23 protein-coding genes are annotated in these 26,342 nt (G+C 55.8%); 17 read left to right on the top strand and 6 right to left on the bottom strand.

Annotated elements, in window-relative coordinates:
• Position 1: 1 nt before the first annotated feature.
• The 5 genes from IFT53_RS10160 to IFT53_RS10140 all read right to left on the bottom strand — a co-directional run bounded on the left by IFT53_RS10160 (position 2) and on the right by IFT53_RS10140 (position 6,659).
• Positions 2-2,383 (bottom strand): TonB-dependent siderophore receptor, encoded by a 2,382-nt coding sequence (locus IFT53_RS10160; protein WP_244656282.1) that lies wholly within the window; start codon positions 2,381-2,383, stop codon positions 2-4.
• A 110-nt stretch (positions 2,384-2,493) separates the two neighbouring features.
• On the bottom strand, positions 2,494-3,444 hold the full coding sequence (locus tag IFT53_RS10155; protein WP_192064598.1) for a FecR family protein: 951 nt from the start codon (positions 3,442-3,444) through the stop codon (positions 2,494-2,496).
• A gap of 76 nt (positions 3,445-3,520) precedes the next feature.
• Entirely contained in the window at positions 3,521-4,030 is a 510-nt protein-coding gene (locus IFT53_RS10150) for an RNA polymerase sigma factor (RefSeq protein WP_042616423.1), read from the bottom strand.
• Between the two features lie 428 nt (positions 4,031-4,458).
• Positions 4,459-4,674, bottom strand: coding sequence for a hypothetical protein (locus tag IFT53_RS10145; protein ID WP_192064597.1), 216 nt, complete (start codon positions 4,672-4,674; stop codon positions 4,459-4,461).
• Between the two features lie 26 nt (positions 4,675-4,700).
• Entirely contained in the window at positions 4,701-6,659 is a 1,959-nt protein-coding gene (locus IFT53_RS10140) for a hypothetical protein (RefSeq protein WP_192064596.1), read from the bottom strand.
• Positions 6,660-6,949: 290 nt separating this feature from the next.
• On the opposite strand from IFT53_RS10140, the gene IFT53_RS10135 reads away from it, so the two are divergent.
• The 4 genes from IFT53_RS10135 to IFT53_RS10120 all read left to right on the top strand — a co-directional run bounded on the left by IFT53_RS10135 (position 6,950) and on the right by IFT53_RS10120 (position 10,649).
• Complete coding sequence (locus IFT53_RS10135; protein ID WP_192064595.1) at positions 6,950-7,366, top strand: DUF4174 domain-containing protein; 417 nt, start codon at positions 6,950-6,952, stop codon at positions 7,364-7,366.
• A 287-nt stretch (positions 7,367-7,653) separates the two neighbouring features.
• A complete protein-coding gene (locus IFT53_RS10130) occupies positions 7,654-8,631 on the top strand; it encodes a TRAP transporter substrate-binding protein (RefSeq protein WP_192064594.1) in 978 nt (325 codons plus the stop codon).
• A gap of 118 nt (positions 8,632-8,749) precedes the next feature.
• Positions 8,750-9,364, top strand: a complete 615-nt coding sequence (locus IFT53_RS10125; RefSeq protein WP_192064593.1) for a TRAP transporter small permease — start codon at positions 8,750-8,752, stop codon at positions 9,362-9,364.
• Positions 9,365-9,368: 4 nt separating this feature from the next.
• Positions 9,369-10,649, top strand: coding sequence for a TRAP transporter large permease (locus IFT53_RS10120; protein WP_042618760.1), 1,281 nt, complete (start codon positions 9,369-9,371; stop codon positions 10,647-10,649).
• Positions 10,650-10,802: 153 nt separating this feature from the next.
• Here IFT53_RS10120 and IFT53_RS10115 read toward each other — a convergent pair whose 3' ends face one another.
• Positions 10,803-11,243, bottom strand: a complete 441-nt coding sequence (locus IFT53_RS10115) for an RbsD/FucU domain-containing protein (protein WP_192064592.1) — start codon at positions 11,241-11,243, stop codon at positions 10,803-10,805.
• Positions 11,244-11,598: 355 nt separating this feature from the next.
• Here IFT53_RS10115 and IFT53_RS10110 point away from each other — a divergent pair, with 355 nt between their 5' ends.
• The 13 genes from IFT53_RS10110 to IFT53_RS10050 all read left to right on the top strand — a co-directional run bounded on the left by IFT53_RS10110 (position 11,599) and on the right by IFT53_RS10050 (position 26,310).
• The gene (locus tag IFT53_RS10110; protein ID WP_192064978.1) at positions 11,599-12,660 is read left to right on the top strand and encodes an ABC transporter ATP-binding protein; all 1,062 of its coding nucleotides are present in this window, start codon (positions 11,599-11,601) and stop codon (positions 12,658-12,660) included.
• Positions 12,661-12,721: 61 nt separating this feature from the next.
• Positions 12,722-14,383, top strand: coding sequence for a sugar ABC transporter substrate-binding protein (locus IFT53_RS10105; RefSeq protein ID WP_192064591.1), 1,662 nt, complete (start codon positions 12,722-12,724; stop codon positions 14,381-14,383).
• Between the two features lie 89 nt (positions 14,384-14,472).
• Positions 14,473-15,582 carry a carbohydrate ABC transporter permease gene (locus tag IFT53_RS10100; RefSeq protein WP_192064590.1) on the top strand — a complete coding sequence of 370 codons (1,110 nt, stop codon included), beginning with the start codon at positions 14,473-14,475 and terminating at the stop codon, positions 15,580-15,582.
• Between the two features lie 11 nt (positions 15,583-15,593).
• A complete protein-coding gene (locus IFT53_RS10095; RefSeq protein ID WP_192064589.1) occupies positions 15,594-16,517 on the top strand; it encodes a carbohydrate ABC transporter permease in 924 nt (307 codons plus the stop codon).
• Positions 16,518-16,525: 8 nt separating this feature from the next.
• Complete coding sequence (gene rbsK, locus IFT53_RS10090; protein ID WP_192064977.1) at positions 16,526-17,446, top strand: ribokinase; 921 nt, start codon at positions 16,526-16,528, stop codon at positions 17,444-17,446.
• Between the two features lie 230 nt (positions 17,447-17,676).
• Entirely contained in the window at positions 17,677-18,648 is a 972-nt protein-coding gene (locus IFT53_RS10085) for a sugar phosphate isomerase/epimerase family protein (RefSeq protein ID WP_192064976.1), read from the top strand.
• 88 nt (positions 18,649-18,736) lie between these two features.
• On the top strand, positions 18,737-19,801 hold the full coding sequence (locus IFT53_RS10080) for a sugar ABC transporter substrate-binding protein (protein ID WP_192064588.1): 1,065 nt from the start codon (positions 18,737-18,739) through the stop codon (positions 19,799-19,801).
• Between the two features lie 58 nt (positions 19,802-19,859).
• Positions 19,860-21,386, top strand: a complete 1,527-nt coding sequence (locus IFT53_RS10075; RefSeq protein WP_192064587.1) for a sugar ABC transporter ATP-binding protein — start codon at positions 19,860-19,862, stop codon at positions 21,384-21,386.
• A gap of 16 nt (positions 21,387-21,402) precedes the next feature.
• A complete protein-coding gene (locus tag IFT53_RS10070; protein ID WP_192064586.1) occupies positions 21,403-22,380 on the top strand; it encodes an ABC transporter permease in 978 nt (325 codons plus the stop codon).
• Positions 22,377-23,252, top strand: a complete 876-nt coding sequence (locus IFT53_RS10065) for a MurR/RpiR family transcriptional regulator (protein WP_192064585.1) — start codon at positions 22,377-22,379, stop codon at positions 23,250-23,252. The genes IFT53_RS10070 and IFT53_RS10065 overlap by 4 nt, the downstream gene beginning before the upstream one ends.
• Positions 23,249-24,136 carry a ribokinase gene (locus IFT53_RS10060; RefSeq protein ID WP_192064584.1) on the top strand — a complete coding sequence of 296 codons (888 nt, stop codon included), beginning with the start codon at positions 23,249-23,251 and terminating at the stop codon, positions 24,134-24,136. The genes IFT53_RS10065 and IFT53_RS10060 overlap by 4 nt, the downstream gene beginning before the upstream one ends.
• Before the next feature lie 405 nt (positions 24,137-24,541).
• On the top strand, positions 24,542-25,033 hold the full coding sequence (locus IFT53_RS10055; protein ID WP_192064583.1) for a TRAP transporter small permease: 492 nt from the start codon (positions 24,542-24,544) through the stop codon (positions 25,031-25,033).
• Positions 25,030-26,310, top strand: a complete 1,281-nt coding sequence (locus tag IFT53_RS10050) for a TRAP transporter large permease (RefSeq protein WP_192064582.1) — start codon at positions 25,030-25,032, stop codon at positions 26,308-26,310. Before IFT53_RS10055 ends, IFT53_RS10050 begins: the two co-directional genes overlap by 4 nt.
• Positions 26,311-26,342 lie beyond the last annotated feature (32 nt).

Here is a 26,342-nt window from a genome sequence, read left to right as displayed (position 1 = left end):
TTCAGAAGCTGTACTTCAGGCTAGCAATCACTTTGCGACCCTCATCGAAGTAGCAGAAGCCCGTGGTGCACACTTGATTGACTTCGTTGAGGAGATTGGATGCATTGACCTGCAATTTCACCCCTTCCATCGCGTCATTCAGTCTGCCGAGATCGTAGCGAACTGCGGCATCCACAAACGTACGAGCTCCATTGTTGAAAACCGGGGTGTGAAGATCATTGCCGAAGCTGGAGCCTACGTAGCGTACACCTGCACCCAAGCCGAGGCCGTCCAAAGCGCCAGATTGCACCTCGTAATCAACCCAAAGAGAGAACATGTGATAGGGGCTGGAATTGAGCTGTCGACCCACAGTCTCGGGTGTCAGCTTGGTGATTTTGACATCATTATAGGAGTAACCGCCCGTCAGGCTCAGGCCGTTGTCCAGCGAGGCCGTAACTTCAAGTTCGACACCCCGCGAGCGCATATCCAGCTGCCGCAGCACATTGAGGCTTGTGGCTGAGTCATAGGCATAAACAGACGCGTTTTCCTGGTCTATATCGAAGTAGGCGGCAGAAATGAGCACATTCTGGTCCGGTATTTCGTACTTCAAGCCGACTTCATATTGTGTTCCAAGGGTTGGATCCGCCTGGGATGAGCCCCCACCCGATGAAACGATAACGCCCGGATTTGCCACATACGAGGTGCCATAGCTGACATAGGGCATGATATTCCAAGGTGTGACATAGCCAATCGAGGCACGCCATGTCGTCTCGCTGTCGTTGCGCGCGTAGTTCGCACCCCCCGCCGAATACTCACTGTCGTGCCAATCATGACGCAAGCCAAGACCAATTCGCCAGGCATCGATCTCGATCTGATCCTGGACATAGACGCCGATGGCATTCTGCTTTTGGTTCTGGAAGACGGTTATGTCTGGAACATATGTAAAACTGCTTGTGAACGGAGCGCCACCGTAGCCCTGGCGCGATTCATATTCCATGTAGCTGTAATCGATGCCGCCGATCAGCTTGTGCTGTGCCGCGCCGGTTTGAAACTCAGCCTCAAGATAGGTATCTGTCGCCAGACCTTTATTGTCTTCATAGACTAGCCCGGGCTTGCCACCAAAAGCGTATTCCTGTCTGGTGGAAAGATCTGAGTAACGAAGCTTGTGATGCAGTGTGACCGTGTCTGTCAGCTCATGCTCAAGTTCATAGCCGATCCGCCATTGCTTCTGTGTAAAATCATTGAAGCGGGCATCGCCACCATAGGCCGGCGTCGCACCATTGGCGTCATTGATATATCCCCAGGTTCCGCCTGTTGTAGAATCCATATATTCGCCGAGAACGGTGAGTTTGGTGCCTTCGTCCGGTTTCCACGTCATTGCGGGTGCAATTATCACACGATCATCCTTGATCGCTTTGATCTCGTTGCGACCATCGCGCCCGACACCCGTCAGACGGTAGAGCACAGAGCCATCTTCTGTGACCGGACCTGACAGATCAAAGGCACCCTGGACCCGACCGTAGGATCCGTATTGCACCTCTACTTCCCGTAGCGTCTCTTCGGTTGGTCGCTTGGAGATGATATCAACGATGCCGCCGGAGCTGCTGGCGCCATAGATAGAGGCAGCGGGGCCACGCAGAACGGTCAGGGCTTCCACGCCATAAGGCTCGATACGGAACAGGCCGTTTGGACTGCTGATCTGGCGCAAGCCATCGCGGAACACACCTGTATATGTAAGCTCGATGCCACGCAGCTTGAACGCATCGAAGCGGGGTTCTGCTCCATACTGGCCGCCGCGCGCACCTGGTGTATAGCGGATCGCCTCGGTCACATTTTGCGGCTGCCGATCATCCAGCTGTTTCCGGCTAACGACCGATACCGACTGGGCGGTTTCCGCCACCGGCGTATCCGTCTTGGTCGCACTGCGGCCAGATTTTGCGACGTAACCCTGCGTTTCGACAATACCCGGGACGCCGCCTGTGCCTGAGCCTTCGACAACGATTGTTTGAAGCACAGTCGACCCATCATTGGCGACGCCAGACTGCTGCGCGGTGGTGGAGGGATCGAAAATACGCACGGTGTTGGCGCCCGCCATGGTGAAACTCAAGCCGGAACCGGCCAGAAGCTGTGTCACGGCTGCAGAAACGCTAAGCGGGCCTTTGACACCGGCCGTTGTCTTTCCTTTGGTGATCGCGGAGGGGTAGAGCATGCGCAGATTGGCTTGGCGACCAAGGGTCAGGATGGCGCTTTCGAGGGGACCGGCGGGCACCGATAATGTTGCGGTGGCAGGTGCCGCAGTCTGCTCTTGCGCACGCGTCGTTCCTGCCACTGTTGTTATCGAAAGGCCGATCATCGCCGTCGTCGCCAGCCACAGCCTCTTATGTGCCCGCTCTGCAAAAATCATTCTCGTGTCCCTTAACGCCTGATCAACAAACGCACTGCGCAAGCCCGCAGTGCTCTCTGATGACCTAGAGTGAGAAGAGGCCCGACCTCCTGACGTGCTCTGTGAAAAAATTATCGCGAGCGGACAAGCACCACCATGCCAGCGAGCTTCGTGACGCTGACTGGAAGGTTGCTTTCCAGAATGCGTAACGCCTGATCGGTGTCGTGAAGATCGAAAATGCCTGAGACACTCAAGCGCGAAGCTTCATCGTCAAGAACAAGAATTTTGCCATGGCGATATTGGGCGAGGATTTGAAGTACTTGTCGCAACGACTGCCCGGAGAATACAAGCTTTCCTTCACGCCAGGCCGTGTTGTTCGTCACATCCTGTCGTGAACGGACGATGGCTCCGTCACTATCCATCGTCACCACATCGCCTGCTCCCAGCCTGGCAGTGCCGGACGTGGTCTTGACCTCCACCTCGCCTTCCTCAACCTGCACCTCTTGCGGCAATGATCCATCGCCAGCGCGGACGGAATAGTGGGTGCCAAGCGCATGTGCCTTCAAGCCGTTGTTATCAACAATGAAAGGTCGTTGCGGATTTTTCGCCACATCGAAGAACGCTTCACCGCGCAACAGGACAACCCGTCGTTCATGGGCTGAATAGCGCGTTTCGATGGCGGTGTCGGAGTTAAGGCTGATCCGGGTGCCATCTTCCAGCATCACAATGCGGGTCTCACCCACGGCAGTATAATGGTCGGCCTGCAGCCGGTCGATCACGCCTGCTTGTCGAGAGAGGAGGGTCATCGCCCCCAAAAGACAGAGGATACAGAGCGCCGCCAGCACTGCGCGGCGCGACTTCGGTGCCCGATGGGAAGGCGAGGGGAGCTGAACATCCCGCATCTCGCCCCAGAGCGATGCCATGTCCTCATAGGCGTCTTTGTGGGACGGATTCGCCGTCAACCAATCCTGAAATGCCTGACGATCCGTAGGCGACGCATCTGCCGACTGCATGCGCGCCACCCAAAGCGCTGCTTGTTCTTCTAGTCCCGCTTCAGTTCTGTCGCTTTTCTTGTCACGCATAGAAGATTGCCATTCTCAATCAGGTTTCAGTCAGCATCCTTATATATCGAGTGAAAAACATGCGAGCGCCTGACGTCTAAAGACTGTTTATTTTTGCCCGCGCCCGGCGGCATTGCAGTAACGCTTTGATAATATGCTTTTCCACCATGTTGCGGGAGATACCAAGCCGTTCGGCGATCTCGCCATTGGGCAATCCGTGGATTCGGCTGAGGACGAAAACCTCCTGGCAACGTTTGGGAAGAGCACCTATTTCATGAGCCATCACTGCCAGATGCTGGCGACCCGTGACGATCTGCTCCTGATCTGGCCTGTCGCAGGCAACACCGAGCCCATCTTCCAACGGCACCAGCAGCGGCCGTTCACGCGACTGTCTGATAGCAGTCAGCCGGGCAACGGACTTCGCAATCTGAAAAAGGTAGGCCTGCGGGTTTTCGATAGACGCAGTCTTGGAGACCTGCAAAACCCGCAGTGCCGTTTCCTGCATCGCGTCTGCAGCATCTTCACGATCTCTCAGTCGGTGGCGGAAGAACCGCAAAAGGCGGTTGCTCTCCTCCGTTCTTAAAAGATGCAACAACGCTGTACTCATGAGCCGACAACATCCAACAGCTTTTTCGTAGATCACCACAACGCTGGTTGCGATGTCCGACGCGAATTTAACATGACTTATTTAATCATGTTAATTGAGCGGACGCGTTAGAGCCAGACCAAAAAAACACTGGGTGCGGAAAAGGCAGGATATTATCAAAGGCGCTGTGGCCAAATTGCACGGATGCAAACCACTGCTACATGCCAAACGCGCCCTTGCGGCGCATGAGAATGAGCTGAAAAATCACGATATAACGACAAATGTTCGTGCTGGCTCGCACGACCTACTCATTTATGCAGTTGCCAAGAGCTGATGTTTTTCAAGGTGTGCATGCCAACATCGAAACCGGCGCGGTGTATGCTATCTGTAGCAAACCGAAGTCGATGGTGAAGGGCCGACTTCTCAGCCCTTCACCCAGAACTGGATGATTATTCCATGTGGCTGGCAGCAACATCGGCGGCCGATGCTGCCGAGATGGCTACGTCAACGCCCTTGATGACCGATGCGCCAACTGCGCGTAGATCAACGACGTTCTTCAGATTTCCGGACGTGGGTTCTGGCAGTGGCGTGACAGTTCCAGCATCGAAATCTACAACCCAGAGACCCTGCTTATCTGCTACGCCAAGTACAACAACATTTGCCATTTCAATAACTTCCTTTTTTCCAATAACTAAAAACCGGCTTTCTTTAAACCTTCCCGGTAAATATCCTTTTGCCATTGTTCCTTGAAGGGAACGATGGCCAGCCAGTTATCAATATCGAATTGGGGGTTCGATTCAAGAGCCCGCCGAACGAAGAAACGAGACTTTTTTTCGTCTCCAAGCATGGCCCAACTTGCGGCGGAAAGGCGATCCGCAAGGTCGCCGTCCACCATCTTTTCGATGTAGCCGAGGGCATCATTGAACTTGCCGAGGCTATAGCTGGCTCCTGCTGCGGTCCATAAGTAAGAGTCAGGGCCAAGGGGGTTCAGCTCCATCGCACGTTCGAGCTTTTGCAACGCAAGATCTGGCTGTGAAAAATGGTTCAATGTGTCGGCATGGTCGGCGATAATGTCTGCGTAATGGGGGCTAAGCGTCTCCGCCACTTCCAGGGTCCTTACGCTTTCTTCAAGTTCACCCATGAGAAGCTTTGTAACGCCGAGTTCCCGGTATCCATCTGCAAAGTCACGCCGAGCGTCGATCGCACGCGTGGCGTATTCCGAAGCGGTTTCCAGCAGGTCCATATCTCCGCGCGCGGTGAGAAGCCATTCCTTTGAGTAGGTGCGTGCAATGGCACTCAAGGCCGGGGCGAAGTTTGAGTCTTCCTGTAAGGCGCCCCTCAACTCCTTTCGCGCACGGCGCAGATTTGGAAGCGTCAGTCGATTGAGATAGTGGCGTCCGATAAGATATCGGTGATAGGCAGCCGCGCTTCGCTCAAAATATGGACGGGTGATCTGATGGCTTTCAATTCGTCCGGACACCGAAAGTGTAATTTGCCGCAACAGGTCGCGACGGCGGTCTATCAGGTTGAGGCTTTCGAGGTTGTAGCGCTCAGCCCAGACGATTTCGGAGCTGTTGACATATGTGAGCTGAACAAACAGCGATAGGTCGCCATTCTCCAGACTGCTCAAACGGGTGTCCAGAACATAGGTGATGTCATAGCGTTCAAACACATTTGGCTTGTCTTCAGATGTTTTGCCGATTCGAACTGCTGTATGAGGGGCAATGATCTCAAGGCTATTCAGGGCGCAGAACCCGATTGTAATATCCTCGATTAACGACGATGCGACCACGGCGACCATCGGATCAAGATGGTGGTGCGTGGGAGGTAGCAAGGCGAGGCGAGGAACGGCGCTTTTCAGGACTTCTTCGGGCTTGATGAGCGCGTCGAGAGCGGTTGTGTCCGATGCGGAAAACTGTGAGACCCCTTCCTTCTTGCCGACGGTTTCTGCAGAATTTGTATCGGACCCAGCGCCTAGATAAGCTAGGCCCCGGGAAAGTGACTGTTTCCGTTGCTCAAGGTGCTTTCGAAAATACTCAACTTCCTCCTCTGCATTGAATATCTGCACAAGGAATTTAAGCGTATCTGGATTTTCCGGCTCCGTATGAAAGATGAGGATGGCGGCATTTTTTATGATCTCCTCTTCCTTGGGTGTTCTCGCGGAGCTCGACGTTTCCTTCAACAGCCCCTTAAGAAGGGCGCTGTGGTAAATTTTCCGCTGTATCAGCCAAACATCATACTCGCGACTCTGGCAGTTCACGGCTGCAAGGAACGTCCGGTTGAAAAGCGCAACAAGCCGTCCCAGCCAGGTGAGGGGGTCTTCAGAATCCGTCTTGTGAAGCGAGAGCAGATCGCAAGCGACCGAAGTTTGGCCGAGAGAGATCGTGCTTCCCGTAAAGGAGAGAAAATCCGCCCCAAGCTCTTCCTGCCGGGATTTGATTCTCGAAATGGTTGAGCGCAGATTGACGAGTGAAACTTCCCTGTTTTCATCGCCCCATAAAAACTGGGCCATTGTCGTGCGATGAGCCGAACCCTCTGGCGCTGTCAGGAGATAGGCCAGGATCAAAAGACCCTTCTCGGGGAAAGGAACAGCTTCGTCCTGCGAGTCGAAGAGCTGCAGTTGGCCAAATGTTTGCAGAGAAAACGTCATGTTTAATGCGCCCAAGCGACACCGATTCACTATCAGTCTTGTGTATAAGGGATTTTTCAACAACTGGAAGCATCTTGTGCATCGAAGCGTAGCACGGAGTTGTCCTGCATCGACTTGCAGCTGGCGATGTTAAGCAGTCGACCCTCTGGGTCGCAAACAAGCTTCATGGGCTTCACCGGCGCTGGTCGTGCCGGCCGGACTCGGTTCCAAGAAGTTTCTAAAACACTATCGTGATGACAGAGCTCGGCCAACATCGCGTATAAATAAGAGATCAACGGGAGGCCCGTCACATGAAGCGAATTTTCGTAGCGTCTCTCATCGCACTCTCCTCATCACAGGTGTTCGCAATGGATAGCCTTAAGGAATTCGCCTGGAAGAACCGCGTGGTTCTGGTGTTCGGCAGCGCAGCTGATCAAACGTTGCTCCAACAGATTGAAATACTCAACCGGCAGAAGGCCGAGCTTGAGGAAAGAGACATGGTCGTCATCAGGGTTTCCGAAGGCGAGGCCCGCGCAGTCTATGGTAACGCCCCCGCCCTGAAATCAGTGGATTTGAGGACGGATGCCGATATCAAAAGTGAAGCGTTTCAGGTTGTCCTCGTCGGCATGGATGGTGGCATCAAGCTTCGTAGCGAGAAGGTCGTCAGTGATGTCGAAATGTTCGACCTCATAGACGGTATGCCAATGAGACGCGCTAAGCAAAACTGAAGCCACAGATGCATAGCTTTGATAGATTTGTCGCGCATTTCAACAATTTGAAGTGGCAAGCTCCCCATTCTCCGACGCCTCGATGACATATGAATAACCCCTAGTCATCATATATCTTATACTTAGAGATATGTTGACACGATATCTGAACAACAGTATGAAATTTCCCAGCCGATGGAGGATTGGCTGACTGCTCCAAATAGAAGCTCTTTGCCGGCGATTTCGCCGGTGCTTTTCGATGGGGAAATCGCAGCACCGGCGAACCTGTTTTCGCCATGGGAGGGGAAATGTCTTATATCACCAAACTGCTCACGGGCGCCGCGCTGGTGTCCACACTCGCACTCAGCTCGGCGTGGGCGCAAACAGTTCTGAAGTCGTCAGACACCCACCCAGACGGGTATCCAACCGTAGAAGGTGTTAAATACTTCAGCCAACTGGTAAAAGAACGCACTAGCGGTCGCTACTCAGTTGAAATCTACCATTCCGCACAATTGGGCGAAGAGAAAGATACAATCGAACAGGTCAGATCGGGCGTTATCGAGCTCAATCGCGTTTCGATGGCACCGTTCAACGGAACTGTGAAAGAATCCATCATTCCGGCATTGCCCTATATTTTCCGTTCAGAAGACCATATGCATAAGGTTATGGACGGCCCTATCGGTGACCAGATCAAGGCTGCTTTCGAGCCTGCTGGCTTGGTGGCATTGGCATTCTACGACTCCGGCTCACGCTCGTTCTATAATTCCAAAAAGGCGATCAAAACGGTTGCAGACATGAAGGGCCTGAAATTCCGGGTCATTCAGTCTGACATTTTTGTCGATATGGCCACTGCTCTCGGCGCTAACGCAACGCCGATGCCCTATGGTGAGGTCTATTCGTCTGTCGAGACTGGTGTTATCGACGGCGCGGAAAACAACTTCCCAAGTTACGATACCGCAAAGCACTATGAAGTTGCCAAGTTCTACTCGCTCGATCAGCACACGATCCTCCCAGAGGTCTTCGTCATGAATAAGGCGGCGTTCGACAAGCTGACGCCAGAGGACCAGGCAATTTTCAAACAGGCTGCGAAGGACAGCGTAGCCAAGCAGCGTGAGCTGTGGGCAGCGAAGACTGCGCAGTCGCGCGCGACCATCGAAAAGGCGGGCGTGGCTGTCAATGAAGTCGAAAAGCAGGGCTTCATCGATGCAATGAAACCCGTTTACGAAAAGCACGTAAAAGGCGACGTACTAAAGAAACTCGTCGCGGACGTGCAGGCGGCCAAGTAAGCCGCAACAACACCCTGCCTAGTTCAGCAGGCAGGGTGTTTGTCTAACCCAAACGCCATCATTCCAGACATTTTAGTCGGGCCCTTTTTCAGCAGCAGAAGGGTCAGGAGGCATCCTCATGTCTACCCATCTCAAATCGAGCCTCCCAATTCTCACAAGATTGAACACGCTGGTTCTTTATATTGCGGGTATCGGCCTTGTGTTCATGACTGCAATCGTCGCGTGGCAGGTTTTTTGCCGATACGTCCTGAACGACTCCCCAAGTTGGAGCGAGCCGGGTGCCGTCATTCTCATGAGCTGGTTCATCTTTCTCGGTGCCGCCGTGGGTGTGCGTGAGAACAACCATATGGGTTTTGACGTCCTTTTATATGTCCTTCCTAAAGCCGGGAAGAAATGGCTGCGGATGATTTCGGATGTCGTCATATTTGCCTTCGGGATTGGTATGATCTGGTACGGCATCAGCCTGGTTATGTTGACCTGGAACACCATCATGCCAGCGCTCGGTATCTCAGGCGCGTGGGATTATGCACCTCTTGTGGGCGGCGGGGTATTGATCTGCATTTTTGCCCTGGAGCGCATCGTTGCTCGGGCGATGAACCTGCCGGTCGACGAAGCGCTTGATGAGATGGCGCCGACGGAAATCGCAGTCGAACTCGAAAACATCGCAGATGTTCGCAAAGACGCGGCCGATCTTGCCCACAAAAACTCATCCAACGTCGTGAAAGGGAAATAACACGATGGAACTCTGGATCCTGTTTGGCAGCTTTACGCTGCTTATGTTGATCGGCACGCCAATCGCATTTTGTCTCGGCATTTCCAGCCTGGCGACAGTCGCATATATGGGCTTGCCGCCGCTGGTGGTTTTCCAGCGAATGAATTCCGGCATGAGTGTCTTTTCCATGCTGGCCATCCCCTTTTTCATCTATTCGGGTGACCTCATGGTTCGCGGTGGCATTGCCGGGCGCATCGTGGCCTTTGCGGCATCGCTCGTCGGGCACCTGCGCGGTGGGCTCGGTCAGGTAAACATCGTCACATCCACCCTGTTTGGGGGCATTTCGGGATCTGCCGTGGCTGAGGCCGCAGCGGTCGGTGGCTTGATGATTCCGCAGATGAAGGCGCGCGGTTATGGTGCCGATTACGCCGTCAACGTGACCTCGATGGCAGCATTGATTGCACTGCTGCTGCCGCCATCCCACAATATGATCATCTACTCGATTTCTGCGGGCGGCAAGATTTCCATCGCCGACCTGTTTACCGCAGGCGTCATTCCCGGTCTGTTGTTTGCAGGCGTGCTGATGATCACGGCCTATATTGTCGCCAGCAAGCGGGGCTATCCAACCGAACCCTTTCCAGGCTTCATGGTCGCATTGCATCTTCTGGCTGCCGCCATTCCCGGTCTGCTGCTCATCGCCATCATCTTTGGCGGCGTGCGTTCAGGAATATTTACAGCAACGGAAAGCTCCTGCGTCGCTGTTATCTATGCCCTTCTTGTCACCACGCTCATCTATCGTCAGCTTAGCTGGAAGGACTTCGTTCACGCCACCATGGGCGCTGTGCGCACAACTGCCATGGTTCTGCTCATCATCGGCTGCGCCGCGGCATTTTCCTGGCTGATGGCGTTCCTGCGGGTGCCAACCACGCTCGTTATCTGGATGCAGACGCTGTCTGACAACCCCATCGTGATCCTGTTACTTCTCAATGTCATCATGCTGGTTTTGGGCACCTTTATGGACATGGGCCCGACAATCATCATCACGACGCCAATCTTTCTACCGATCGCCACAGCCTATGGTGTCGACCCGGTCCATTTCGGCGTGATCATGATCCTGAACTACGGCCTTGGCCTCAATACGCCCCCGGTCGGTGGTGTGCAGTTTGTGGCATGTGCTGTCGGCAAGATTACCGTCTGGGAGGCAATGCGATCCATCTGGCCATTCTATGGTGCAGGCATCGTCGTGCTGTTATTGGTGACTTATATTCCCGCCCTATCACTCTGGCTTCCGGCTGCGTTCAAATAGGGCATACGTCACGCATGAAACCATAATGGCCTGCAACGTCGGGCAAGCAACAGTCTGCGCTGCTCTGAAAGCAAAGCAAAAACACCTGCGGCTGGCACATCATCGTGCCAGCTTCATGCGACTATATCTCCACACACATAGACCTGACGCCGCTCAGATAACGCCCTTGCTAAAAATGAAGCAGCCATAGGGGCCGGGATCGGATGTTCGCACAATCGCGAAGGATTTCTTGGCCGCCTCGTAAAATGCGAAACGCTCCAATGCCTCGATCGCGATAGGCCGATTCTCAGCCCGATCAACGACATCCTGCATCACTGCAAAAATCGGAACCTGAGCCTCTGGGTCGCCAACGACCTGCATGCGCTTCACTGGCGCTGCGACAAATGTGTCCAGCGGGAAAAGCTTGAGTATCGCTTCAGCAGCACGTTCCAGACCACAGCCAGAAACATCGATCAGGTGGCCATAGGTCGTTTGCCGCGCAATGGTCTGCGCGGGGTGGTTGATGTCGCATAAAACCAGTTGATCGCCATGTCCCATCAGCATGAGGGCGTGGATCAGCTCAGCGTTGATAATAGGGTCTATCCCTTTAAGCACTGCGTTCTCCTCCCGGGATTGGCGACTGCCTTCTTCACGACTTAGCGCGATTTTGTAATGCTGGCAATAAACTGAGATGAAGATTGACCTGAGCGCGCGCCCTGATTGCCTGATTTATCAAGTATTGCTGATATGCGCATCGGTTTGTCCGGTCTGAACTGACACTTTCAGAAATAACTGAGGCTTTGATGGCGCGCCAGTTTACAACGGTATAGATATATGTGAAGTCTCATGAACGGATGACGTCCTTCCAAGGATATATGTTTGGCAGTGCAGCGAGGAGCTGCACCCGCTGGCGGACGAGGAAGACGCAATGTCGCGAGGAGTGCGCGGCACCGTGGGAGGAGAAACGCTTTTGGCATCGATGAATATCGTCAATGTCGGAAAAGCCTATGGTAGCCTGACCGTTATCCATGGCGTTTCCGTTGAAATACCCGACGGCGAGTTCGTCGTTCTGGTGGGGCCGTCCGGTTGCGGAAAATCGACGCTTCTGCGCATGGTCGCGGGGCTGGAGCCGATTACGTTCGGAGATATCCAGATCGACGGCAAGGTGGTCAACGACCTGCCACCCAAAGACCGAGACATCGCGATGGTGTTTCAAAGCTACGCGCTTTATCCGCACAAGACCGTTGCCGAGAATATGGGTTTCGCACTCAAGATGCGGGGTGAGAGCAAAGCCGATATCGATGCTCGCGTCCGCAGGGCGGCCGAGATCCTCGACCTTATACCTTATCTCACGCGCTACCCCCGCCAGCTTTCTGGCGGTCAGCGCCAGCGTGTTGCCATGGGCCGGGCAATCGTTCGCGATCCCAAGGTATTCCTGTTCGATGAGCCGCTGTCCAACCTCGATGCCAAGCTGCGCGTGCAGATGCGCGCCGAGATCAAGGAATTGCAGCGGCGCTTAGCCACGACCATGATTTACGTGACGCATGACCAGGTGGAAGCCATGACCATGGCCGACCGCATCGTCGTCCTGCGTGATGGCCGTGTCGAGCAGATCGGTTCACCGCTGACGCTTTATGACAAACCTGCCAACACCTTCGTTGCCGGGTTCATCGGGTCTCCGTCCATGAACCTCATCAAGGGTCACATCCGTAGCGCCGCAGATCCGTATTTCGAGACGGATGACGGTATCCGTCTGCCGCTTTCGCGTGTGCCTGATGGTGCCGACGGCAAATCTGCCTTTTACGGCATCAGGCCTGAGCATTTCACGCTGGGTGGCGCTGTTGAGGCACAGGTTACGGTGGTGGAATCAACCGGCTCGGAAACGCAGATCTTCGCCAAAATCGGGCAGCAGAAGATCATTGGTGTGTTCCGCGAACGGGTGGATGAGCCCGCAGGCGGCACGATTGCGATAACGCCAAATGTTGCGCTGGTCCATCTCTTCGATGGAGAAAGCGGGTTGAGGCTGGACTAGAATTTCTGGTCGCCACCGTGAGGAGACGGTGACGACGCCAAATCAACGGGAGGATAACCGCATGAAAGTCAGCGATTTCGAGAGAATGATGGCGATCGGCCTGAGCCGCCGCGCCATGTTGAAGACAGGCGCAAGCCTTGGTGCCGTAGCGGCTGCGGGCAGTATGCTCGGCCCGTTCGGTGCGGCTTACGCGCAGGACGCATCCTTGCGCACGCAGATTTTGCAGGTGCCGGGTGTCGGCAAGGGCTCCCCAACCGATGCCGATTGGCAAAAAGTCGGCGAGATGTGCCTTGAAGCCACCAAGAAAACCGTCAAGCAAGGCGAATTCGCCGGTGTCGAGCTTTCCTTCATGGGGCTGAACAACCAGAACCTCCACAACGTTCTGTTCCGTGGCTTTCTCAAGCCCTGGGAAGATTACACCGGTGCCAAGATCACATGGATCGATCTGGCGCAGGCCGATTATAACCCACGTCTTCAGCAGGCCATTGCCACCGGCACTGTCGATTTCGACCTTCTTGAAATGGGCGCGCCGTTCGAAGGCGATGTCTGTGGCAGGGGGCTGGCTTCTGAAATGCCGGACTGGGTCAAAACCCAGATCGACATGGATGATTACGTCGATTACCTGAAGGCGCCCGTCGGAACCTGGGATGGCAAGACCTACCGCGTTTCTGTCGATGGCGATTGCCACAACTTCAACTATCGCACCGATTATTTCACCGACCCAGATTTGGCAAAGGCCTGGAAAGACGAGGGCCACAAGGGCGAGTGGGGCGTGCCGAAGACATGGCAGAAGGTTCAGGAAGTTACTAAGTTCCTCAAGGGCAAGAAGATTGGTGGCACAGATGCCATTGGCTATCTCGATTCGCCAAAGGCATGGGGCGGTTTTGGCTTCTACTTCCTCGGCAGCCGCGCAACGGCTTATGCCAAGCATCCGGATGACAAGGCCTGGCTGTTCGACACCGATACGATGAAGCCACGCATCAACAATCCTGCCTGGGTGCGCGCCATTCAGGACGTGATCGACGCATTGCCATCGGAAGCGGGCGATCAGCTCAACGCCGATCCAGGCACGGCGGCATTCCAGCAGTTTCTGGCTGGCACCGGTTCCATGGTTTCTTGGTGGGGTGACGTGGGTGCGGCTGCACGCACCAGCGATACATCCGTTATCGGCGAGACCATCGGCTTTGATATTCTGCCGGGTTCTGATGATGTCTATAATGCCAAGACCGGCAAATGGGACACGCTTGCCAGCGGCCCCAACTATGCGCCGAACATGGCCTATCTCGGCTGGGGCGTCTATGTCATGGCCCGGGTCGATAGCGACGAGAAAAAGAAAAAGGCGGCCTGGAGCGCGGCAGCGCATCTTGGCGGCAAGGATATCGCGCTGTGGACCGCTGCCTATCCATCCGGCTTCCAGTGCTATCGCAAGAGCCAGTTCAACATCAAGGAATGGGTTGCCGCGGGCTATGACGAGGCGTTCATCTCTAGCTATCTCGCGTCCCAGTCCAACTCCTACAACCACTCCAACGCTGCCATCGAGCCACGCATACCGGGTATTTTCCAGTATTACAGCGTGGCGGAGGATGAACTCGCCAAGGTGTTTGCCGGACAGGCCACGGCACAGGCAGGTGCAGATGCCATTGCCGCTGCTTGGGAAAAGATCACCGACCAGTTGGGCCGAGAAAAGCAGATCGCGCTCTACAAGGCGTCTCTCGGTGTGTGATGCCTGAAACCATTGTCTCAGGCGGCACAATCACGTGCCGCCTGAGCAAAGACCGCTTGAAGACGGCTTTCCAGCCTTGAGGTTTGCCCATGTCGCATACGATAACGCCAGCTTTGCAGCCCGTGGCGCAGGCGCCTGTACAAGCAAGTGCTGCCAAACGCGGCAAGCTCTTGCTAGTGGCCGCTACTATCCTGCTTTTCACCGTGCTCGCTTTGCAGATATCCGACGCTGCGGGCTGGACCGCGCTCGGTTTCGTCAGCTGGCAGCCGCTGCTCTATGCTTACATCATTTGGGCAACGTCGCTTTGCGCCGCTCAGATATTGATCCGCGGTGAGGCGGGCCAGCGGGCCGCCTTCGTGCTTCCGGCGGTTCTGTTCACCGTCGCCATGGTCGTGTTTCCGACTGTCTTCGGCCTTTACATCGCCTTTACGGACTGGAACCTCAGTGCCGCTGCCGGTCGCCGTTTTAATGGTCTCGACAATCTGCGCACCCTGTTTGCAGACCGGTATTTCTGGAATGCCATGCTGAACATGGTCTTCTATGTCCTGTCGGTTCTGGTGCAATATGCCATCGCGTTTGGTTTGGCGCTGCTGCTTAACGCTGAAATCAAGGCGCGCAAATTCTTCCGCGTCGCGTTCCTGCTGCCGCTGATGCTGAGCCCGGTTGCCGTCAGCTGGATGATTGGCAAGTCGTTGATGGAATACCGGTTCGGCCCGGCCGCCACGCTTGCGCGCCATCTCGGCTGGGATAATCCGGCTTTCTTCTCCACGCCGTGGCTCGCGCGTTCTTCGATCATGGCCATGGATGCCTGGGTGTCCATTCCCTTCATGATGATCCTGCTGCTCGCAGGCCTTCAGGCGCTGCCATCTGAAATCAAGGAAGCCGCGAAGGTGGATGGCGCGTCCGGCTGGCAGAGCTTCAAGGAAATCACCTTTCCGCTCATGCTGCCGGTCAGCATCACCGTCATCATCCTGCGCGTCATCTTCCAGCTCAAGCTTGCCGATATCGTCATCAACGTTACTGCTGGTGGGCCAGGTGGGGCGACGGATACCGTGTCGAGCTTTATCTTCCGCGAATATAGAGACCGCTCGAATGTCGGCTATGGCACGATGCTTGCAGAATTCTATCTCGTCATCATCATCATTTTCGTCGCGCTCATCCTCAAAGGGGCGAGCCGGTGGATGCAACGCGACAATTGAGGGTGAAGCTCATGGCAACACAGGTTGAACCATCCACGACACGCCCAAGCCTCTGGTCGCGCCGTCCGCAGTTTTTGACCAGCAGTCTGTTGATCTATGCGGCGCTGGTCTTCTGGGCGTTCGTCTCGCTGTTTCCGATCTACTGGACGATCACCACATCCTTCAAGACGGCTGTGAATGTGACGCAGGGGCACCTCATTCCCTTCGTGGATTTTACACCTGACTGGAAAGGCTGGCGCTCCCTAGGTCTTTCACCGGATACGATTTTTGCCCAATCCACTGTTCGGGATGAATTTATCCGCCGTTTCTACAACAGCATCGTCGCATCCGCCGGGGCGTCGTTCCTTGCAGTGGTCATCGGCTCATTGGCAGCCTACGGCCTCAGCCGTTTTTCCTACAAGTTCCTCTGGATGAAGAACAAGGACATCTCATTCTTCTTCCTGTCGCAGCTCATCCTGCCGCCGGTCGTTCTGGCCATGCCGTTTCTGGTCCTTTACAAGCACCTGATGCTCCTCGATACGCTGGTCGGATTGATCCTCGTCTATACGCTGATGGTGCTACCGATCGTCATCTGGATCATGCGCGACCAGTTTGACACGATACCGGTCGAGCTTGAGCAGGCTGCGCTCGTGGATGGCTGCTCCATTTGGGGCGCCTTCATGCGCATCGTCCTGCCCATCGCGCTTCCGGGCATGGTCGCGGCGTTCATTCTGTCCGTTATCCTGTGCTGGAACGAGTATTTCTTCGCTGCACTCCTGACGAGTTCGAATGCCAAAACATTGCCGGTCATGGTTGCGAGCCAGACGGGTTCACAGGGCATTAACTGGTGGTCCATGGCAGCTATTGCCACGGCGGCCATCATGCCGCTAATCCTTGTTGGCGTTTTCCTTGAGCGTTACATTGTGAAGGGCCTCACCGCAGGCGCCGTAAAATGAGGTCTGGTATGAAGTCTGGCGTTTCCATCCTTGGCATTTTTGTTGCTGATACGGCCTATCTCGCGCCGCGTATGCCAGCCATAGGCGAAACCATCACCGGCAGCGGCTTTTCCGTCGGTCCGGGCGGAAAGGGCTCCAATCAAGCGGTGGCCGCAGCACAGGCGGGTGCCGAGGTGACGTTCATCTCGAAGATCGGTGATGATACCTTTGGCGATCTCGCGCTAAAAACCTATGAAAAGGCTGGCGTCCGCACAAAAATCACTGTTCTCGACCATCAGCCCACCGGTGCTGCCTTCATCTACGTCAACGACAAGACGGGTGAAAACGCGATCATAGTTTATCCGGGAGCGGCGGGCCTGATTGATGTCCATGACGTCGAAGAGGCGCGGGACACGATCACGCAGTCGGCAGTCTTCGTCACGCAGTTGGAGCAACCCGCCAGTGCCGCGCAGCTTGCGCTGGAGATTGCCCGTGCCGCTGGCGTCACAACCATTTTCAATCCCGCACCGGCTGAAGCGTTTCCAGACGAGATCTACCGTGTGTGCGATTTTATTGTCCCCAACGAAACGGAAGCTGCAACGCTCGTTGGTTTTCCAATCGATACGCTTGATGGTGCCAAACGGGCGGGAGACATTTTCCTGTCCCGAGGTGTCGGCGCGGCCATCATCACGCTCGGTGCGCGTGGCGTGTTGTTTCATTCGGCGGAACAGTCCGTGTATGTCCCAGCCATCTCATGCGGTCCTGCCATCGATACGACCGGAGCTGGAGACGCCTTCGTTGGTGGTTTCGCAGCCGCGCTTTCGCGGGGTACAGACCGGCTAGAGGCCGTCCGGTTTGGATGCGCAACAGCTGGTATTGCCGTAACACGGCGCGGAACGGCCCCTGCAATGCCGACGCTTTCTGAAATCCAGGCCGCAATGGCGCGCTGACGTCACCGAATTCTGGTGCCGTACTGAAAAGACTGCATTTGCCTGATCATGCGTGACTGCCGCACACCCTGCGGCACGCTTTCGCACGTCTGTAGATTGCGCAACGTTTTAGAAAAAACTGCATCTTCAAGCCAAATTCTTGCGATGCGCATCATATTAAGCTTTACAAAAACATTTTAATTTGTGAAGTTGTCTCAACAACGATCGAAGTGAGCAAGACCGTGACCCCATTGAAATTCGCCACCCGACTGAATTCCTTTGCCTCCAAGCCCGCTGCCGAGTGGCCAGATCTTTCCGGCAAGCCGACCATGTTGCAGATGGCAAAGCGCGCTGCGAAGGTTGATGGTCTGACGGATCTCGATCTCAATTATCCTGACCATGTGGCTGATGATCCGGCACTTCTTGCGCGACAGATTGGCGATCTTGGCCTTTCGATCAACGGTTTTGCCATGCGTTATTACACCAACCCCGCTTTCAAGATTGGCGCTTTCACCAATCCAGACGCTGCCGTGCGGCGTGAAGCAATCGATCTGACGAAGAAGGGCATCGACGCCGCCCGCGCCGCTGGCAGCAATCTGATGACGTTGTGGCTGGGGCAAGATGGTTTCGATTATGCCTTCCAGGCCGATTATCACACGCTTTGGCAACACGAGATCGATGGCATTCGTGAAGTTTGCGCGCATGATCCGGATTGCTTGGTCAGCATTGAATACAAGCCCAACGAGCCGCGTTCCTATAGCCTGATGCCCGATTGTGCGACCACGCTTCTGGCCATCAAGGATGTGGACATGCCCAATCTGGGTGTAACGCTGGACTTTGCCCATGTTCTCTATGCCGACGAACAGCCAGCTTTTGCCGCTGCACTGATTGCCCGATACAGCCGCGTTCTCGGTGTGCACCTGAATGATGGTTACGCCAAGCGTGACGATGGCCTGATGGTTGGCGCTGTTCATACCCAGCAGACGATCGAGCTGCTGCGCCAAATCCGCAAGGACGGTTATGATGGCGCGATCTATTTCGACACTTTCCCTGACATGACGGGCCTCGACCCCGTTCACGAATGCGAAGTGAACATTCAGACCGTGAAGCGGATGCTGAAAATCGTTGATCGTATCGAGCAGGATAATCGCCTGTCCGGTGCGGTAGAGCGTCAGGACGCCGTCTCAGCACAGGCGGTCATTCAGGAACTCATGCTCGGCTGAACCAATACCGCTGACATTCCCCAAATTTGAACCTTTCACCAAAGGCACGCCGAAGGCTTGCCGAAAATAACCATCCGGGAGGAAACCGATGAAGACCTTTTTGAAAACGACAATGGCTGCCGGCCTTGCCGCCAGCTTCCTGTTCAGCGCCGCTTTTGCGCAGGAGCTTGCACCGCTCAATTCCGATACGGAAAAGGACCGCATGGACTGGTCGCAGCTTGAAGCCAAGCTTGGCCCATTCCCCAAGCTGCCCGAGGGCACGAAGGCCGGTGCGGTTTCCAAGACGCTGACCAATGAATACTGGCGTTCGCTTGGCCTTGGCTACGAAGCCTTTGGCAAGAAGGTCAGCGTTCCCGTTGCCTATCAGGCCGCCCAGAGCGAGGGCGACCAACTGGGTCAGTTGACGATTGCCGAAGGCATGATCACGCAGGGCTATAACGTCCTCCTCGTATCTCCACAGACGGATGCCAACCTGCAGCCGGTTATCGAACAGGCGAAGGCCGCCAAGATACCCGTGGTCAACGTCAACGACGCCGTCATTCCGCAGGCCGAGCATTATGTCGGCAACGTTCAGCGCGACAATGGCGTGCGCGTCGCCAAGTGGTTCATCAAAAACCGTCCGGAAGGCGGCAAAGTGGCCATCGTTGAAGGCCAGGCCGGTGTTTACGCAGCCGTGCAGCGCACCGATGGCTTCAAGTCTGCCATCAGCGAAGGCGGCAAGTTCAAGGTCGTCGCCAGCGTTCCCGGCAACTGGGATCGCCAGACATCGTACGATGCCGCAACCAACATTCTCAACCAGCACCCGGATCTGATTGGCTTTTATGCCAATAACGATGGCATGGCGCTGGGCATTGTCGAAGCCGTCAAGGCAGCCGGACTTGCGGGCAAGGTCGCGGTTTTCGGCACGGATGGTATCTCCGATGCCTATGCGTCGATCAAGGCAGGCGAACTCACCGGCACCGTGGATAGTTTCCCTGTTCTGACAGGCGAAGTCGCACTCGAAACCGCGTTGCGCCTCGTTGCTGGTCAAAAGCTGCCGCGCGTTGTTGCCACACCGCAGGCCCTCATCACCGCAGATAATCTCAGCCGCTATCAGGGCGAGGGCGTCGATGTGCGCGCCGTGCTGATGGAAGATGCCAAGACTGCCAAGTAATGCATGCTCAGGGGAGGCCGGTTTTGCCGTCCTCCCCACCAGCCTGAGAGGTGGAACGATGACGCCACGACTGAGATTCGAGACGATTTCCAAGAGTTTTCCCGGCGTCAACGCGCTGACGGATGTCTCCTTTGACGTTGCCCCCGGCGAGATCCACGGACTTCTCGGCGAGAACGGTGCAGGCAAATCCACGCTTCTGCGCATCCTGTCGGGCGTGTTTCGCCCCACATCCGGCACCGTCTTCGTCGATGGCGAGGCGGTTGCCTTCAAGAAGCCGATGGATGCACGCGCTGCCGGTATCGCGATGATCCATCAGGAGCTTCAGCAGGTGCCGCATCTGAGCGTCGCCCAGAATATGTTTCTCGGCCATTCGCTGACCCATATGGGCGGCATGTTCGTTTCCCGTCGTGAACAGGAAGCCCGCGCAGCCGAGGCCCTCTCGATGATTGACAAAACCATTGACCCTTCCGCGCCGATATCGTCGCTGAAAGTCGCGCAGCGTCAGATCGTGGAAATCGGCCGCGCGCTTCTCGACAAGGCGAAGGTCATCGCCATGGACGAGCCGACATCGAGCCTGACGCCCAGCGAGTTTGATCGTCTGGCAGAGGTCATTGCCAGCCTGTCGCAAAGCGGCGTTTCCATCATATATGTTTCACACAAGATGGATGAGGTGTTCCGCATCTGCCAACGCTCCAGCATTATGCGCGATGGAAAGCTGGTGGATATTGTCGATCTTGCCAAGGTCTCGGAAAAGGACGTGATCGCCAAGATGGTCGGTCGTGAATTGATGCAGGAAGAGCATAATTCCTTCGTCACCGGCACCGTCAAGCTTGAAGCCAGAAACCTTTCCTCAGCCACCAGAATTCGCGATGTGTCCTTCACCTTGCACAAGGGGGAAGTTCTCGGCATCGCCGGTCTTGTCGGCTCCGGTCGCACGGAATTGCTGCGCCTTCTGGCGGGGGCCGATCGCTTGAGCGCCGGCTCGATCAGCATCGACGGCAAGGAACAGAGCTTCGCCAATCCGCGTGATGCCATTGCCGCCGGCATTGGGCTGGTGCCGGAAGAGCGAAAACGTGAGGGCATCATACCCCTTCGCCCCGTTGCCACCAACATGGCGCTGGCGTCCCTGGGCAACTTCTCGCCGGGTGGAATGATCAGCAATTCCAGGCTGCGGGCCACGGCAGAGGATCTGTTGAAGCGCGTCAATCTTCGACCCTTCCAACTGGATCGCCCGATCCGGCTCTTCAGCGGCGGCAACCAGCAGAAGGCAATCATCGCGCGCTGGTTGGCAGCCAAGTCACAAATTCTGCTGTTTGATGAGCCCACGCGCGGGATTGATGTCGGTGCCAAGTCTGAGATTTATCACCTCATTGAAGACCTCGCCCGCGAGGGGCATTCGATCATCGTCGTCTCTTCCGAGCTTCCGGAGGTCATCCGCCTTTCAGATCGTGTGCTGGTCATGCGCGAAGGGCGGATTGCCGCGACACTTGAACGCGAACAACTGAGTGAGAGCGCGATTGTCGCGCATGCCATTCCAGGGGCGAATGCCGACGCGGATGACGCGCGCATTGCGCGGCCCGTGTAAACTGACAGGACAACCCATGACCAGCACTTCCAACGCACCCGCCAACTCCGCCCCGGCCTTCCGCCGTTTCTCGTTTTCGCTGCGCGATGCCGGAACGCTGATCGGTCTCATCATCATCATGGCAGTGTTTGCCGCTCTTGTTCCGGGCTTCCTGTCAGAGCGAAACCTCGTCAACATCCTCCAGCAATCCAGCATCAATGCGTGCCTTGCGCTTGGCATGACGCTGGTCATCATATCAGGCGGCATCGATCTTTCGGTTGGCCCAACGGCTGCAATCTCCGCCGTTGTGACCGCCAGCCTTCTCGTGGCTGGCACGCCGATCCCGCTCGCCATTCTCGCAGGTCTCGGCGTTGGCGTCCTCTGCGGATTTATCAATGGCGGTCTTGTGGCCTATGTCGGGCTGCAACCCTTCATCGTCACGCTCGGAACGCTCAGCACATACCGCGCCATCGCGCTGATCTATACGGGCGGTAACCCGGTTCTCGGTATCCCCACGGGGTTCCGGTCGCTCTTCAACGGCAATCTTTTCGGCATTCCAACGCCTGTTCTTATTGTCGCCGTTGTCGCCATCGCCGCCTGGATTTTGCTTAAGAAAACACCGATTGGCGAATATCTCATGGCTGTCGGTGGCAATGAGGAAGCTGCCTATGTTGCAGGCGTTCCGATAGCGCGCACCAAGATCACGGCCTATGTGATTTCCGGCGGTCTGGCCGCTCTCGCCTCGCTCATCCTCATTGGGCGCCTTGGTGCCGCCGAACCTATTCTCGGCAACCTGTGGGAACTGGATGCCATCGCAGCGGCGGCCATCGGCGGCGCGTCCTTGATGGGCGGCAAGGGCAGCATTCTCGGTACAATTCTCGGCGCCATTATTCTGGGTGCCATGCGCAATGGTTTGACGTTGATGAATGTTCAGGCCTTCTATCAACTGCTCGCCACTGGCCTTATAATCCTTATCGCCATGATGATTGATCGTGCGACAAGGGGAAGAGAATGAATTCCGAAAGCTTCGACACAAAGGCAGTTGGCCCGCGCATTCGCATGATGATGCCCTTGCTGACGCCCCTCGAAGCGAAGGTGGTGGATACGGTGTTTGCCATGCGTGATTTCAGCGATGAGACATCGCTGAAACAGATTGCGGATGACGCTGGCGTCTCGGAAGCCATGGTGGTCAAGATCACCAAAAAGCTCGGCTTTTCCGGCTATCGTGATTTCCGCACAGCTGTCTGCCAGTATAATCGCCAACCGACTGCGGAAATGCACCAGGATCTGTCCGTCAACGATACGTCGCTAGAGATCGTCCAGAAGGTTTTTCGCACATCTATCAATGCCTTGGAGGAAACGCTTTCTATTCTGGATATGGAAGCCTTCGACAAGGCAGCCGACCTCATTCACAGGGCAAAGCATCGGGATTTCTACGGCGTCGGCGGATCGGCGCAGATTGCGCGGGACGTCTCTCACAAGTTTCTGCGCATCGGCGTTCGTGCATCCGTGTTCGATGATGTGCACATGATGCTGATGTCTGCGGCGCTTCTGACAGAGGGTGATATTGCCATCGGTTTTTCCCACTCCGGCAACACCACTGCCATCATCGAAGCGCTCCAGATTGCCAAGCGCAACGGCGCACAGACGATTGCGGTTACCAATTACAACTCGTCTGCCCTGGCGCAGGCTGCCGATGTCGTTCTTTGCTCCACAGCGCAGGGTTCACCCTTGATGGGAGAAAATGCCGCTGCCCGTATCGCTCAACTGAATATTCTCGACGCCGTCTTCATGGCGGTCGCACAGCGCGACTATGAAGCCGCGGAACGCAATCTTGATCGCACCATGGCCGCCGTCAAATCCAAACGGAAAGATAGACTTTCATGACATCCCCCGCCCACGTCACCGTCTTTGGCAGTCTGCATTATGATATCGCCGTCATGGGCCCATCCCGCCCCCGCAAGGGCGAGACGGTCACCGGCGCATCCTGGCATCCCAAAAGCGGCGGCAAGGGCGGAAATCAGGCCGTGTCTGCGGCCCGCACCGGCATGCCGACTTCAATGATCGGTGCCGTCGCAGACGATGATTTCGGACGGTTCCTGCTGGCCAATCTGGAACGTAAAGGCGTTGACCACACTTTCGTCCGACGGGATGCCGCCCGATCCACCGGCATGAGCGTCGCCATCTTTGATGATGAAGGCGATTACGGCGCTGTCATCGTCTCCGGCAGTAATCTCACCCTTGGCGAAGAGGATGTCGTGGCGGCTTCTGATCTTCTCGCCAAAACGTCGCTGCTTGTTCTCCAGAACGAGATACCCGATGCCGCGAACGTCATCGGCGCAAAGGTCGTGAAGCAGGCCGGTGGCCGCGTTCTCATCAATGCTGCGCCAGCCAGAATGCTCTCCAGCGACCTTCAGCCGCTCATCGATATCCTCGTCGTCAACGCGATCGAAGCGGAAATGCTTGCAGGCGTTGCCGTGGTGGAAACTCTCGATGGCGCGCTGGAAGCGGCCCGCAAACTTGCGAAAGTGTTTCCAGAAGTGGTCGTCACCGCTGGCGGTTCCGGCCTTGCCTACGCCCATCATGATGGAGAGGAAATCGCGATAGGCGCCGTCAAGGTGAAAGTTGAAAGCACGCATGGCGCAGGAGATGAGTTCATCGGTGTTCTCGCGGCCGAACTTGCATCCGGTAAAGCCATTAAGGACGCTCTTCTCGCGGCCAATTTCGCCGCCGCCACGCTCGTAAGCACGCCAGAAGCCGACCGGATGTGATAAATCGGTCAGACAGCGTCATCCTCGCAAATCCTCCGATAACAGCACTTTGTCTCTCAGCTTCTTGATCCTAGGTAAGGTCGAGGGACTGGGTGATGTAAACATTTTTGTGAAAAGCTCAATGTTTTCAAATAATTTGAACTGTTGTCTGTTTTGTTAGTAAAATCAGATGTTTCGCAGATGATGCAATCCTCTACGTCACCAAATTTGCTCGCGGGAATTGAATTTAAGACGACATTAAAACAATTATAAGGTGCAACGCCGGAGCCTCATCAACGCACTGCAACTTCTCGCAGCAGACCGCTTGACGCTGTCGAATGTTAACGATAACAATTTCGGACATGTGAGTGGAGTCACTGCTGCTGTCCAAGGATGACGCGGCTGGGAAAATGTGGGAGGAGTGCCATGGGCCGGCTGTTGTCGTTTCTTTGGACCTGGATTGATATATTGATGGCCGTCCTGATGCTATCAATGATCACGCTGGTCTTTACCAATGTGGTCATGCGTTATGGCTTTTCATCCGGCCTGCGGGTCTCGGTTGAGCTGTCCCGGCTGGCATTTGTCTGGATCGTCATGATCGGTGCCGTGTCTGCATTGAAGCGGGGCGAACATCTGGGCATGCCGGAAGTCGCCGAGAAGTATTTTCCCCGCTGGCTGCCCTGGCTGAAGAGGCTGAGCTGGTTGGTGGTGCTGGGCACCTCAATGATGCTCGTCATTGGTTCGTGGCGGGTTACGGTATCCAATTGGGTCAATATATCGCCCCTGACCGGTTTGCCGCTGGGTCTCTTCTATCTTTCAGGTGTGGTTTGCGGTGTCGCAATGGTGGTGATTGCACTCGTACGTCTCTTCAATCCGGCCTCCGGCCATTTGGCTCGCCATGACGGAGACGTAGCATGACGCTTTTCATTTTCATTACGGTTCTGATCGTCGCCATTCTGCTCGGCATCCCGGTCGCATTTGCGCTGCTTCTGTCGGCTGTGGCGATGATGCTTCAGATGAATCTGTTCAGCGTGGACATCCTGGCGCAGTCGCTCATCAATGGTGTCGACAGTTTCACCCTACTTGCCATTCCTTTCTTTCTTGTCGCAGGCGAAGTCATGTCGCGGGGCGGCCTGTCCGCCCGTATTGTCGGGCTCGCCATGACACTGGTCGGCCATCGCAAGGGGGGGCTTGGCTATGTTGCCATCTTCACCTCCATCGTGCTGGCTGGCCTGTCGGGTTCGGCGGTGGCAGATGCGGCGGCACTTGTCTCCATCCTCTATCCGATGATGAAGAAGGCGGGTTACCCGCAGGAAACCAGTTTGGGCCTGCTTGCGTCTGGCGGCCTTATTGCGCCTGTCATTCCGCCCTCACTGCCGCTTATCCTCATCGGCGTCGCTGGCAACATATCCATCGGCAAGCTGTTGATCGGTGGCATCGTACCCGGCCTGATGATGGGTCTGACGCTGGTTGTCGTGTGGTGGTTCATCGTGCGAAAGGACAAGCTCGTTGTGATGGAAAAGGCGTCCTGGCCCGCGCGGGGCAAAGCGCTCAAGGAGAGTTTCTGGGCCCTGCTCTTGCCGGTCATCATCATCGGTGGCATTCGCAGCGGTGTCTTTACTGCCACGGAAGCGGCGGTGGTTGCAGCCGTCTATGCCATCATCGTGTCGATGTTCATTTATCGCGAGATGAAGTGGATCGATCTCTACCATACGCTGGTCGCTGCAGTTGGCACGACGGCCATGGTGATGTTCTTGGTAGGGGCTGCGATGGTCGTCTCCTGGCTGATCACGGTCGCGCAATTGCCGCAACAGCTCGCCGGGCTGCTGGAACCCTTCCTCGACAGCCCCCGCACATTGATGGCGATCATCATGATCATCGTCTTCATCGTGGGCACGGCCATGGATCTCAGCCCGACTGTGCTGATCCTCGTGCCGCTGTTCATGCCGGTCATCAAGATGGCCGGTATCGATCCGGTCTATTTCGGCCTGATGTTCGTCATCAACTGCTCTATCGGGCTCATCACGCCGCCGGTCGGCACTGTCTTGAACGTGATATGCGGGGTTGGCGGCACCACGATGTCGGCTGCCATGCGGGGGCTCACGCCCTTCCTGATTGCCTATACCGTGCTGCTGGCCCTGTTCGTGATCTTTCCCGAACTCATAACCTATCCGCTTCAGTTCATGTTGAAGTGAAGCATGCGACTTCAAACCTGGGAGGAACCTAC

This window comes from Rhizobium sp. CFBP 13644, from assembly GCF_014842165.1.
Lineage (GTDB): Bacteria > Pseudomonadota > Alphaproteobacteria > Rhizobiales > Rhizobiaceae > Agrobacterium > Agrobacterium tumefaciens_C.
Note: the sequence above shows the minus strand (reverse complement) of the source record. Positions and strands in the feature narration are given on the sequence as shown.